The 13140-nt window shown below is 71.5% G+C and carries 9 protein-coding genes; 3 read left to right on the top strand and 6 right to left on the bottom strand.

Translation table 11 applies throughout. From position 1 onward, the window contains the following. Nucleotides 1-2 precede the first annotated feature (2 nt). Both ACFC8N_RS14205 and ACFC8N_RS14200 read right to left on the bottom strand, forming a co-directional pair. Nucleotides 3-686: a response regulator gene (locus tag ACFC8N_RS14205; protein ID WP_362819951.1), complete on the bottom strand. Its 684-nt coding sequence runs from the start codon at nt 684-686 to the stop codon at nt 3-5. Continuing rightward, nucleotides 683-2329, bottom strand: coding sequence for an ATP-binding protein (locus ACFC8N_RS14200; protein WP_376288271.1), 1647 nt, complete (start codon nt 2327-2329; stop codon nt 683-685). The genes ACFC8N_RS14205 and ACFC8N_RS14200 overlap by 4 nt, the downstream gene beginning before the upstream one ends. A gap of 201 nt (nt 2330-2530) precedes the next feature. On the opposite strand from ACFC8N_RS14200, the gene ACFC8N_RS14195 reads away from it, so the two are divergent. Both ACFC8N_RS14195 and ACFC8N_RS14190 read left to right on the top strand, forming a co-directional pair. After that, entirely contained in the window at nt 2531-4087 is a 1557-nt protein-coding gene (locus tag ACFC8N_RS14195) for an SLC13 family permease (RefSeq protein ID WP_376288270.1), read from the top strand. A 95-nt stretch (nt 4088-4182) separates the two neighbouring features. Then, nucleotides 4183-4749, top strand: coding sequence for a DUF6817 domain-containing protein (locus ACFC8N_RS14190; RefSeq protein ID WP_376288269.1), 567 nt, complete (start codon nt 4183-4185; stop codon nt 4747-4749). A gap of 48 nt (nt 4750-4797) precedes the next feature. On the opposite strand, the gene ACFC8N_RS14185 is transcribed toward ACFC8N_RS14190, so the two are convergent. Next, on the bottom strand, nt 4798-6375 hold the full coding sequence (locus ACFC8N_RS14185; RefSeq protein ID WP_376288268.1) for a serine/threonine-protein kinase: 1578 nt from the start codon (nt 6373-6375) through the stop codon (nt 4798-4800). 220 nt (nt 6376-6595) lie between these two features. Then, a complete protein-coding gene (locus ACFC8N_RS14180) occupies nt 6596-7327 on the bottom strand; it encodes a hypothetical protein (protein ID WP_376288267.1) in 732 nt (243 codons plus the stop codon). Between the two features lie 595 nt (nt 7328-7922). Between ACFC8N_RS14180 and ACFC8N_RS14175 the strand changes: the two genes are divergently transcribed. Beyond that, on the top strand, nt 7923-9353 hold the full coding sequence (locus ACFC8N_RS14175; RefSeq protein WP_376288266.1) for a M14 family zinc carboxypeptidase: 1431 nt from the start codon (nt 7923-7925) through the stop codon (nt 9351-9353). Nucleotides 9354-9363: 10 nt separating this feature from the next. On the opposite strand, the gene ACFC8N_RS14170 is transcribed toward ACFC8N_RS14175, so the two are convergent. Both ACFC8N_RS14170 and ACFC8N_RS14165 read right to left on the bottom strand, forming a co-directional pair. Then, entirely contained in the window at nt 9364-12030 is a 2667-nt protein-coding gene (locus tag ACFC8N_RS14170; protein ID WP_376288265.1) for a lectin, read from the bottom strand. Next, complete coding sequence (locus ACFC8N_RS14165; RefSeq protein WP_376288264.1) at nt 12023-13084, bottom strand: hypothetical protein; 1062 nt, start codon at nt 13082-13084, stop codon at nt 12023-12025. Before ACFC8N_RS14165 ends, ACFC8N_RS14170 begins: the two co-directional genes overlap by 8 nt. Between the last annotated feature and the right edge of the window lie 56 nt (nt 13085-13140).

Here is a 13140-nt window from a genome sequence, read left to right as displayed (position 1 = left end):
GATCAGTCCTGGTCCGGTTCCGAGCCGTCGCCGTTCCACGAGTAGAGGTGCTCCGGTCGGCCGGCGGCGCCGTACCGCAGTTCGATGCGGATCGTGCCGGCCGCGGCGAGATCGGCCAGGTAGCGCTGGGCGGTCGGGCGGGAGATGCCCAGGCGTTCGGCGAGCGCGCTGGCGGTGATCGGGCCGTCGAGAGAGGCCACGGTGTCCGCGACGAGCTTTCCGGTGGGGGTGGCCCGCGGCGGCCGGGCACGGACGGTGCGGTCCGTGCCGTGCAGGGCGCGCAGCGCGCGGTCCACCTGGTCCTGGGCGAGGGAGCGGTCGGTGGCGAGTTGGGCGTGGAAGCGGGCGTACGCGGCCAGACGGTTCCTCAGCTCGCGCTCGTCGAAGGGTTTGATCAGGTAGCCCATGGCCCCGCGCCCCAGCGCCGCCCGTACCTGCGCGGCGTCGGCGGCCGCCGTCACCATCATCACGTCGCCCGACAGCGCGGGCAGCACCTCGGTGCCCAGCCGGTCGGGCAGATACAGGTCGAGCAGAATGAGGTCGGGCCGCAGTGCGCGGCTCAACTCCACCGCCTTCGCCGCGGAATGGGCCGTACCGGCGACCGTGAAGCCGTCGACCGCGTTCACGTAGCGGGCGTGCAGTTCGGCGACGCGATAGTCGTCGTCCACGACCAGGACCCGGATCACTGCTCGCCTCCTTGTGTTCGCGCGTGTTCGGCCTCCGTGCCCGCCGCGGCCCGCCGCTCCAGCACGGCGGGGAAGCGGGCCAGGAAGACCGCGCCGTGTGCGTCCCCGCCGGGCTGTCCCAGGCGCAGTTCGCCGCCGTGCTTGGTCGCGAGCTGGCGGGCCAGGGTGAGCCCGATGCCGTGCCCCGCCCGCTCCTGCGGGTCCCGGGTCGTGAACCCCCGGCTGAACAGCCGGTCGACGTCCTCGGGCCGGATCCCGTCGCCGCTGTCGGCCACGGCCACGTGCAGGGTATCGCCCTCGGCCAGCACGCTCAGCTCCGCCCAGGCCGGACGCCGCTGTCCGCTCTCGGCCGCACGTACGGCGTTGTCCAGCAGATTGCCGACCACACTGACCACGTCGAGCGGCTCGGTGAGCCGTCCGGGCAGATAGGAGTCCGCGTCCAGGCGCAGTTCCACACCGTGTTCGGAGGCGGTCGCCGTCTTGGCCGCCAGCAGTCCGCGCAGGTAGGGGTCGGCCAGCCGGGCGCCGTCGCGGCCCTCGGTGGCGAGCGGCGCGGCGGCCAGTTCGCGCAGGTAGTCCTGTGCCTCCTCGACGCCGCCGGTGGCGAGCATGCCGGAGAGGGTGTGCAGCCGGTTCGCGTACTCGTGGGCCTGGGCGCGCAGGGCGTCGGAGAGCGCGCGCAGCGCGGACCGCTCACGCTCCAGCTCGTCCACCTCGGTCCGGTCCCGCAGCGTGACCACATGGCCGAGGTCCTGCTCGCCGCGCCGGACCGCCTGCGCGCTCAGCACGAGCAGCCGTCGGCCCACCACGGCCACGCTCTGCCGCAGCTCCTGCCGCTCCGCCAGCGCCCGGTGCACCGGCACGGGAAGGACGGCGTCGCCGAGCGGGGTGCCCGGCCGTACCGGGCCGTCGAGCAGCCGGGCCGCCTCCTCGTTGCACACCGTGATCCGGTTCGCGGGGTCCACGGCGAGGACGCCGTCGCCCACACCGTGCAGCACGGCCTGCTGTTCGCGCAGCAGCTCGGCGAGTTCGGCCGGTTCCAGGCCGAGGGTCTGCCGCTTGAGGCGGCGGGTCAGCAGGGCCGCCGCGCCGATGCCGACGAGCAGGGCTCCGGCCGAGAACGCGGCCTGCTCACGGATCAGCGGTACGGCGGCCTCCAGTGCCGTCGTGACCCGGACGCCGGTGCTGACCTCACCGACCACGGCTCCGTCGGCGGAGCGCAGCGGGACCTTGGCGCGGGCGGAGGTGCCGAGGGTGCCGCGCTGGACGGACACCGCCTCGCGGCCGTTCAACGCGGTGGGCGGCGTGCTGACCACCTTGCCGACCTCGGACGGGTCCGGGTGCGACCAGCGGATGCCGCGCCGGTCGGTCACGACGACGAACAGCATGCCGGTGCGTCGTCGTACCGCCTCCGCGAGGTGTTCCACCTCGCCGCCGGGATCCGAGCGGGCGCCGATCCGCTGGGCCACGACCGGGTTCTCGGCGACGCTGCGGGCGACCGCGAGGGCGCGCTGCTCGTACTGCTGCTCGGCGGAGTCCCGCAGGAGGGCCACCGTCAGGGCGAAGCCGGCACCGAGGACGACGACGAGCGCCAGGACCTGGGCGAGCAGCGCCTGCGTGGCAATACGGGGACCGCGGAACATGACGCCAGGTTATCCGGGAGAACACCCCGCGGACCCGCGTGCACAATACGAGCAGAAAGCACGGAAAGATTTACGTCGCCCTCAATTAACGCAACGGTTACGCCTCTGGTGACGCAGCGCCGCCTGCGCATACGGTGCCCGGAAATTCGATTACGGGAGTTCCCGGGAATTAGGGAAAGCTGAATGCGCATGATGGCAGCGTTGGCATCACAATCCGCGAAAACGGCCCCGGCGGCCGTGGCCTGGACCGGCCACGACACCTGGCTGCTCGCACTGGTCGGCATCTCCATCGCGGTGGTCGTCCTCCTCATCAGCTGGGCGAAGCTGCACGCCTTTCTGGCTCTGATGGTGGGTGCGCTCACCGTCTCGGTACTGTCCGGGGCAGGCGTCGAAAGGGCGGCGGATTCCTTCACCACCGGCCTCGGCAACATCATGGGCAAGGTCGGCATCCTCATCGTCCTGGGAGCCGTGCTCGGCCGGCTGATGGCCGATTCCGGCGGCATCGACCAGATCGTGGCGACGCTCACCCGGGTCGCCGGGCCGAAACGACTGCCCTGGGCCGTCACGGCGATCGCCTGCATCGTCGGCCTGCCGATGTTCTTCGAGGTCGGCTTCGTCATGCTGGTGCCGCTGGTCCTCCAGATCGCCCGGCGCGCGGACTATCCGGTGCTGCGGGTCGGCATCCCCGCCATGGCCGGTCTGGCCACCGTGCACGCGCTGGTGCCTCCGCATCCCGGGGTGCTCGTGGCGGTCAACGCGGTGCACGCCGACATCGGCCTCACCCTCGTCTACGGCCTGATCGTCGCGATCCCCTGCGCGATCGTGGTCGGGCCGCTGTTCACCGCGTACGTCTGGCCGCGGGTCAGTGCCCGTGTCCCCGACTCCGCGCTGGCGGCGTTCACCACCGCCGCGCCGCCGAGCGCCGCCGTCACCGCCGCGCTCGATCACGCCCGCTCGCACGTGCGGGCCGGTGCCCGCGGCTCCGCGTCGGCATCGGCATCGGCGGCCTCGACGGGCGTCGCCGTGACGGACCGCCCCGAGGCACCGACGGACGCCGCCCGCGAGGAGGGCGAGCCGCGGAGCCGGCGGCACATGCCGCGGTTCTCCGTGACGGTCGGCACCATCCTGCTGCCGATCGCGCTGATGATGCTCAAGGCGAGTTGCGACACCTTCCACTGGGCGCACGGCGCTGTCCTGACCGCCGTCGAGTTCCTCGGCACGCCGATGATCTCCCTGCTCGCGGCGATCCTGGTGGCGCTGTTCACCTTCGGCTGGGCCGTCGGCTCCTCGCGCCGCGAGGTCCAGGAGACGCTGTCCCGTTCCTTCCCGCCCGTCGCCGGTGTCCTGGTGATCGTCGGGGCGGGCGGCGGCTACTCCGCGGCGCTCCAGGACTCCGGCATCAACGCCGCGATCGGCCAGGCCGCCCAGCATCTGCACCTCCCCCTGCTCCTGCTGGCCTGGCTGGTGGCCGCCCTCATGCGCACGGCGACCGGTTCCGGCACGGTGGCCACCGTGGCGGCGGCCGGCATCGTCGGCCCGCTGGCGCAGGGCCTCGACTCCCCGCACGCGGCCCTGGTCGCCCTGGCTCTCGGCTCCGGAGCCGCGTTCCTCGGGCACGTCAACGACGCCTCGTTCTGGATGTTCAAGGAGTACTTCGGCCTGTCCGTGGGCGGCACGCTCCGCACCTGGACCGTCTCTCACACGCTGCTGTCGCTGACCTCACTGGGCGTCATCCTGCTGCTCGACACCGTCGTCTGACGCCGGCACCGTCCTCCGACGGTCGACGCGTGCCCCGGCCGCAACTTTCCCGCGGCCGGGGCTCGGCGCTGTGCGTCGGCGTTACGCTCGGCCCCATGGCATCAGCCCGGCGGCACCACCTGACGGAACGTGAGCAGCAAGCGGTCGAGGCCTTCCTGCGCGACCGGGGAGCCGCGCTGGTCCCGCATCCCGGAGGAACGCTGCTGGAGCACCTGTCGCGTGTGCGCCGGATGCTGGCCGACTGGGGAGCGGACGGCGTCGTCCAGACCGCGGGGCTGTGCCATGCGACGTACGGAACGGACGGTTTCGGCCCGAAGCTGCTGCCCGTCACGGACCGGGCCACACTTCTCGGGCTGATCGGTCAACAGGCCGAAGAGCTGGTCTACTTCTACGCGAGCTGCGACCGCGCCGCCACGTACCCCCGCCTCGACGGCACCGACGCGGTCGTCTTCCGGGACCGCTTCACAGGCCGTGAGCACCAGCCTCCGGCCGAAACCCTCCGGGCGTTTCTCACCATCACGGCCGCCAACGAACTCGACGTACTGGCGCACAACGCGGACCTGGCCAGGCAGCACGGCTCCGGACTGTACGGCCTGCTCACCCGGGTGGGTCCCCTGCTGCCGCCCGCCGCACGCGACGCGGTCGCCCGCCAACTGGGCTGACGTCCTTCGACTCCTGCGGCGCGGCAGCCGTCCGCGCCGGGCCGCCGGTCAGTCGGTGAACCCGTCCCGCAGGTGGTCGAAGACGGGACGGTACGTGTCCCACCGGGCGTCCGGGGCCGACACGTAGATGTCGTACTCCCGGCCGCCGACCGTGCCGTATCCCAGGTCGATGGCGCGGAAGACGCGGGCACGGCCGCGGAAGGTGAACTCCCACACCGCGGCCGGCTTGCCCTTGAAGGTGGTCTTCTGCATGCGCAGCCTGCGGTACGTGTCGTAGTTGACCTTGGTGTTCGCCTCGATGTCCGCGAAGTGCTCGACGGGGTGCGAGCCGGCCGGGTCCACCATGCCGATCGTGATGCCGGCCAGGCCGCTCGGGTCGGCGTAGGTGACCTCGTCGCTCGGCCCCTTCTTCGGCTTCCAGCCGTCCGGCACGGGGAAGGAGACGCCGAGCCGCTGGTCGCGGACCAGGTGGTAGCCGGCGGGGACGGGCGGGGGCGTGGCCGACGGGGTGCCGGCCGCGGTGCCGCCGGTGCGGTGGGCGTGCGCCTGGTCCGCGCCCTCGTGCGAGAGGACGTAGAAGGCCGCCGCGGCGGCGGACGCGACCACCAGGGCGGTGACCGCCGGCACCAGTGGCCGCCGCGGGCGCCTGCGGCCCCGGCGGCGTTCGTGCGGGTCCCCCGCGTCCTGCCGGTCCCCGTCCGACGGCTCGGGCGGCGCATGGCGCGCCGGGGAGGTCCGTACCGCGGACCGGGTGTCGTCGGGCCGGAGGCCCGCCGGGCCGGCCGACGGCGCGGTGCCGGTGGGCGGGGCGCCGGACCCGACGGCTCGCAGGGCCTGTTCCGTCTGCTCCGCGGTGGGGCGGTCCGCGGGGTCCTTGGCCAGCAGGGTCTCGACGAGCGTCGTCAGCGGCCCGGCCTGCCGCATCGGCTCCAGCGGGTCGGTGGCGATGGCGTACGCGGTCTCCATGGCGGTGTCGCGGCGGTACGGCGGGCGCCCCTCGACCGCCTGGTACAGCGTGGCGCCCAACGACCACAGATCGGAGGCGGGGCCGGGATCCTGGCCGCGGATCCGCTCCGGGGCCATGAAGTCGATGGAGCCGATCATCTCCCCGGTCTGCGTGAGCGTCGAGGCCCCGTCGGTCCGGGCGATGCCGAAGTCGGTCAGGACGACGCGGCCCCCGGCGCCCAGCAGGACGTTCGCGGGTTTGATGTCGCGGTGCAGGACACCCGCGGTGTGCGCGGCCCGTACGGCGGCGATCATGCCGAGGCCGATCCGGGCGGCCTCGTCGGGGGGCAGGGTCCGGCCGTCCTTGAGGGCGTCGCCGAGCGTGGGCGCGGGGACGTACTCCATGACGATGCAGGGCCGCCCGTCGTCCTCGGCGACGTCATGGACGACGATCACGTTGGGATGCACGATCCGGGCGGCGCTGCGCGCCTCCCGGCGGGTCCGCTCGTACAGCGTGGCGACCTCGGCGTCGGAGAGGTGGGGCTGTGTGTGGAGCTGCTTGAGTGCGACCTGCCGGGCGAGCACCTCGTCCTCGGCCCGCCAGACCGTGCCCATGCCACCGCGGCCGATGCGCTCGACCAGCCGGTAACGTCCGGCGACGAGTCTCCCTTCGTCCGACACAGCCCTGTCCTCCGCCTGGTCCGTCCCCCCTTATGTCACTGATCGTGCACATTAACCGACCTCGTCGGGAGGGTGGTAGGCGGTCCGCCATCTGGAGCGGTACGCGGTGACAGGGAGGCGGCCTACCCCGTGATGGTTCCGTACCCGTCGTTGTCCAGGCCGGTCCGGGTCTGGGACGACCACAGCCGTCCGGGGGTGCCGTGCGAGGTCACGTCGCCGATCACCAGGGGGCCGAGCGGGCGGTGGCGCCCCCGCCGACGCCGAGCGCCGTGCCGCCGAGCCTGCCGTCGGCGTCGCCGTCCAGGACGTTGCCGCTGTTCCAGACCTGCGGGTGGGCCATCTGGTAGTAGGCGTTCCAAGGCGTCCCGGTGACCGGTCCCGCGATGAAGGCGTTGTCGGCCACGTCGTGCTGGAAGGTGCCGCCGGAGTTCCAGGCCGTGCACCCGCCCTGGTAGTCGTAGACGACGTTGCCCACGAACTGTGTGTCGGCCTCGGCCAGCGGGTTGCGGTTGTGCGCGTCGGCGAAGACGTCGTGGTACCAGGTGAACGGTCCGCCCTCGGTGTGCGCGGCGAACCGCTGTCCGATCGGGTCGGCGATGATCGGGTTCTGCACGGTGATGTTCTTGGCGCCGACGGCGTCCCACTTGGCGAACTCGACCGACACATGGTCGAAGATGATGTCGCTCGCCTTGCCGTTCGCCGGGTCGAGTGTGCCCTCCCTGAAGCGGACGTAACGCACGATGTCGTTCGAGGAGTTGGAGAAGGACACCTCCCTGCCGCGCGGGCCTATGCCCTGGCCGGGCGCGGTGTCGCCCTCGACGGTGATGTCGTCGGCCACGGAGACCGCGGAGTTCGGGGTGATGTGTCCGCCCGCGTCGAAGACGACGATGCGGTGCGGTGCGCTCACCGCGTCCCGGAACGAACCGCTGTCGGAGTCGTTCAGGTTGGTCACGTGGCAGGTTGGTCCCGCCCGTTCCCCCGGTGGCGGACGCGCCGTGGCCCACCGCGCCGTCGAACGCCACCGCCGCGCGGGCGGCCGGAGTCCGACCGGCGCAGGATCCGGGAGCGAGCACGGTGACGGCCGCCGCGACCGGGGCGGCGCCCGCGGCGACGACGGTACGGCGTGCGGTGCGGCGTCTGCGTGAAGTCACGTCCGCCTCCGACTCGTTGATGCCGTGAAGTCGCCGGCCGCGGCGGATTGGTTGCCGCCGACTCCCCCGTCAGGAGGGGGGTGACCTCCGGGACGTGCGGATGGCGGCCGAGCTGCCGGGCCCGCCCGTCCTCGATGAGCGCGGCGATCAGCTGGTGGTCGACGGGCTGGCGGGCGAAGCGGTTTGGTGCGGCCGGGGTGTTCTGCCGCAGGCTGGTCGGCTCGGTCTCCGGCAGCAGCGCCGCTCCAGCCGAAGCCTGCCGGGAGGCTGTCGGCGCCGCCGCTCGGTTCGGGGGGGTCGATCAGGCCAACCCGGGGCAGTGCCGCGCACCCCGTACCACTCTCACCATGGACATGCCATATTGAGGATGACCATCCCCCACGAAAGGTCACCTCCATGGCATACAAACGCCTGGCGGGCCTGACCGCCGGTGCCGTCGTCGTCGCCGCGGCCCTGCTGCCGCAGGTGGCGCAGGCCGGCACCGGCGCGCACGCCACAGCGGGCCGCGCCACCAGCACCGGCCGTGCCCACGGCGGGCACCGTACGGTCGTCATCTACCGTGTGCCCACGCGCCATCCGCTCGCCGACGCCGAGCGGCTCGTCGACTCCGGATACGACCTTCTGGAGAAGCGGCAGGCCAGCACCCTGTTCGTCTCCGGCGACGCCTCCACCGCGGCCGGACTGCGGCGGCTCGGCTTCACCCCCGCGATCGCCACGACGCTGACCGAGGCGATCCCCTCCCGCACCGCGATGACGCGTGCCGCCGCGGGCGACACCTTCGACGGCGGCTACCACACGGTCACCGCGCAGTACTCCCACCTGGACAGCACCGCGTCCCAACACCCCGATCTCGCCAAGGTGGTGACGTACGGTCAGTCATGGCTCAAACAGCACGGACGCGGCGGCCGCGATCTCAAGGCGATATGCATCACCAAACTCCAGGCGGGCGACTGCGCGCTCAGCCCGAACTCGGCCAAGCCGCGCTTCTTCCTGATGAGCCAGATCCACGCCCGCGAACTGACGACCGGTGAGATGTCGTGGCGCTGGATCGACGCACTGACCAGCGGCTACGGCAAGGACTCGGCGATCACCAAGTTGATGGACACCACCGAGATGTGGGTGGTGCCCGACGCCAACCCCGACGGCGTCGACATGGTCGCGGCGGGCGGCGACAACCCCGTCCTCCAGCGCAAGAACGCCGACGACGCGCACGGCTCCCGGTGCGGAGTGAGCGCCTACAGCCAGATCGGCGTCGACCTCAACCGCAACGCCGACACTCACTGGAACACCTCCGGCACCTCCAGCGCCCCCTGCGACCAGACCTACGACGGCCCCTCGGCCGACTCCGAGGTGGAGAACGGCGCTCTGGAGAACCTCTTCCGCGAACTGTTCCCCGCCGTCCGCACCGGCACGGGCGACACCGCCCCGGCGCCGTCGGACGCCAAGGGCATGATGATCACCCTGCACAGCGACGCGAGCATGGTGCTGTTCCCCTGGGAGTACGACTCCACCGTGCACACCGGCAACGACACCGCCCTGCGCGCGCTGGCCGCGCACATGGCCTCGCTGACCGGCTACCAGTACGGACAGGCGGGCGAGATCCTCTACAACGCCTCGGGCGGGACCGACGACTGGACGTACGACAAGCTCGGCCTCGCCAGCTTCACCATCGAGATCGGCGACAGCGACGGTGTCGGCTGCGACGGCTTCACACCGCCCTTCTCCTGCCAGGACAGCTACTTCTGGCCGAAGATGGAACCGGCGCTCCTGTACGCCGCCCAGCACGCCGCGTCGCCGTACACCACCACGTCCGCCGCACACCGCTGAAGAACCCGCCTCACGAGGACGGCAGGGTCCAGCGCTGGCCGGTACTCCCCGTGCATGCGGCGAGGGTCAACCGGGTCTTGTTCGTGGCTCCGTTGCTCGCATCGGTGAGACAGAGCCCCGAGACCGGGTTGACGAGTTCGCCCGTGCTGTCGGACTGCCATCGCTGGGCCTCGGTGCCGTTGCAGGTGTGGAGTTGGATCATCGCGCCGGAGGTCGTCGCGCCGTCGGTGACGTCCATGCAGTCGTTCAGCACCTGGAGGGTGCCGTCGGGGACGACCTTCCAGGTCTGGGCGTCGCTGCCGTTGCAGGTGTAGATCTGGACGGCCGTGCCGTTCGACGTCCCGGCCCCGGCGTCGTCGACGCACTTGCCGGTGGCCGTCTCGGTGAGCGGGCCGGCGGGCTGGGCCACGCCGGTGCCCGGGGTGCCGTCGTAGGAGGGCGGTGCGGCCGAGGGGTCCGACGCCCACCCGGTGTCGGCGGTCGAGGAGAGGGTGAAGTCCAGCTCGGCGGACGAGCCGAGCGAGGAGGCCGGCACGTAGGCCTTTTTCCACGCACTGCCGTTGAGCGTCAGGGCCTGGACGTACGGCGAACTGTCCGACGCCGCCGGGGCGTTGACGGTCAGCGTGTGCCCGCCCGCCGTGACCACGGCCGAGGTGAACAGAGGGCTGCCGAGGGCCAGGTCGGCGGTGCCCGGAGTCTCCGGGTAGAGACCGAGCGCTGACCAGACGTACCAGGCGCTCATCTCGCCGAGGTCGTCGTTGCCGGGCTCACCGCCGGCGGCGTCGGTCCACAGCTGGTCCTGGACGGCGCGCACGGTGGACTGCGTCTTGTACGGCTCGCCGACCCAGTCGTACTCCCACGGCAGCCCGATGCTGGGCTCGTTGCCCATGTTGGACTGGATGCCGATCACACTGCCCAGGCCCTGGTAGCCGCTGAGCACGCTGTCCAGGTACGACACCAGGGACGAGGTGCCGCCCTCCAGGGACGCCAGCTTGGCGATGTTGAAGGGGATCATCGGGGTGTAGGTGAAGGCGTCGCCCTCGGCGAAGTCGTTGCTCGACGTACCGGTGATCAGCTTGGCGTTGAACCCGTCCATCCAGCGGCCGTTGGAGTGCCGTGGCTGGATGTAGCCGGACGACGTGTTGAAGATGTTCTGCCAGTCCTGTGCCCGGTCCTGGAACTTCTTCCGGTTCGCGCTGTCGCCGAGTGCGCCCGCGAACGCCGACAGGGCGAAGTCGTCCGTGTCGTACTCCAGTTGGGTGGAGGTGGTGGCGTACTCGTGGCAGCAGCCGTACAGCGAGTTGGTGGGCAGATAGCCGAACGAGTCCAGGTAGGTCACACCGGGGGTGACGTCGGTGTCGGCGGTCTGTTCCTTGATCATGGCGGACAGGGCCGTGGCGGTGTCGAAGTCGCGTGCGCCGAAGGCGTAGTAGTCGGCCAGCACGGGCACGGCCGGATCGCCGACCATGATGTGGGTCTCACCGGTGTTCATGCCCCACTTGGTGAGCGTGCCGCCCTGCTGGTAGTCGTTGACGATCGACTGCGCCATGTCGGAGGCGGCCTTGGGGTCGAGCAGCGCGGTGAGTTGGGCACCCGAGCGGTAGGTGTCCCAGTTGGAGAAGTCGGTGTACTGGGCGCCGTGGCCGCTGGTCACGGTGTGCACGGCGCCGTCGTAGCCACGGTAGGAGCCGTCGGCGTCGCTGACCACGCTGGGGAAGAGGGAGGCGTGGTAGAGGGCGGTGTAGAAGACGTGCTGCTGGTCGCCGGTGCCGCCGCTCACCGTGATCTTCGACAGTTCGTCGCGCCACGCCGTCGTCGCGGCGGACTTCACGTCGGCGAAGCTCTTGCCGGTGACCTCCGCGTCCCGGTTGGCGGCCGCCTCGGCCGTCGACGTGTAGGAGACGCCGACCCGGGCCTCGACCGTCCGGCTGCTCGTGGTGTCGAAGGTGAGGTACTCGCCGCCGCTGTAGCCGCCGGCGGTGAAGGGGTGGTCGAAGGTGAGGGCGAAGTAGACCGTGAAGGGATTGGCGGCCTCGCAGAAGCCGGTGCTGGTCACCGAGCCGGTCACCGTGTCGTCGCCGGTCACGTTCAGCGTCGAGGAGGCGTACGGGGTCTGCGTGCCGTTCAGTTTGAGGAGCAGGCCGGCCTGGGCGGAGGCGGGGAAGGTGAACCGGCCGATCCCCGCGTGCGTGGTCGTGGTGAGGGCCACGCCGGTGCCGTTGCCGAGGGAGACGGAGTAGGAGCCGGGTGACGCCGTCTCGTTCGCGTGGGAGAACGACTCCGTCGTGGAGCCGGGGTCGGAGCCGATCGAGCCGGCCACGGGGAGGATGGGCAGATCCCCGGCCGCGTCGCAGCCGACGCCGGAGACATGGGTGAGGCTGAAGCCGGAGACGGCGGAGTCGGCGTAGTTGTAACCGCCGCCCTTGGGCCGCGAGGTGGTGTCCGGGGACCACTGGATCATGCCGTGCGGGACGTCGGCGCCGGGAAAGGTGTTCCCGGCGCTGAAGTCGCTGTTGGAGCCGGTGCCGATGTAGGGATTGACCAGCGGCACGGGGTCGGAGACGGCCGTCGCGGCCCCTGCCGACGGGGCGAGCTGGCCGGGCAGGGCGAAGGCGAGTGCCGTCGCACCGGCCGCCAGGACCCGCAGCAGCGTGCGGGAGTTCGGGGCGTCAGCCACGGGTGAGCACCTCGCCGAGCACGCCGTTCGCCGGGGCGGTGATCCAGTCGGTGGAGATGTACGAGGCACCGTCGGCGGCGAGTTCGGCCACCCGGGCCTGGGCGTCGGTCAGGGAGGGGTCGGACGAGCTGAGAGCGGGCGACACGTCGTAGGCGTCGGTGACGACCGTCAGATAGTGGTTGGCGTCGTACCACTGGGTGTCGCCGTCGCCGACCCAGGCGGCCGCGTCCGCGTCGAAGACCACGAACCAGGGGTGCAGGGTGCTGTCGCTGTAGCGGGTGCGCGGGTCCACCGCCTGTGCGCCGAGCACGCTGGGGAAGACGGCGGCCCGGTCGATGGTCCCGGCGGCGGCCAGGTCCTTGAGGTGCTGGGCGTAGACGACGTCCACCCAGGTGGAGGCGGGGTCGACGGCCTGCTCGAAGGTGCCCGGGATGATCTCGACGACCGCCTTGCCGCTCAGGGCGGCGTTCGCGGCCCAGTTGTTCGCGCGGGCGGCCGTGTCGAGGTCGGGGTAGCGGCTGCCGTCGCTCTTGGTCAGCAGGTCGGCGGGGGTGTAGAGGGTACTGCCGAGGTGTGCCTTGACGTAGGCGTCGAACGAGGTCGGGTTCATTCCGAGGGTGTTGTCGAACCCGTTCTTCATCTCGATCTTGACCATGAGCGGGTGGCCTGCGGGGTGGGCCTGCAGCCAGATCCGGATGTCGTCGAGGCAGCTGTCCAGGTTCTGGTTGCGGTCCCCCGTGTGGAGGTCGGCCGCCGTATTCGCCTTGACACAGTTGTTGTCGCTGCCCAGCGGGTTGCTGTGGCTCACGTTCCACTTGCCGGTGAACACGTTGGCCCAGGTGTCCAGTTCCACCAGGGAGGTGCCGGTGTCCAGGGCGTCGGCGAGGTAGGTGTACGCCGACTTGTCGTTGTACGTGTTGTGGATGCCGGTGCCGGACACCTCGGCCAGCGTCGCCCCGCCAAGGTCGGCGGCGTGCGCGGCCGGCATCGTCGTCGCGGCGAGCAGCAGAGCCGAGACGGCCAACAACAGGGCCCGCACTCTTCGGCCAATCATGTGCATGCCAATCCCCTCTGCAGTGCTCGGTGGTGGTCGCGCAGAGCCTAGGGGTG

The sequence above is a fragment of the Streptomyces sp. NPDC055966 genome (assembly GCF_042269865.1).
Classification (GTDB): domain Bacteria; phylum Actinomycetota; class Actinomycetes; order Streptomycetales; family Streptomycetaceae; genus Streptomyces.
This window is presented reverse-complemented; position numbering and strand designations above follow the sequence as displayed.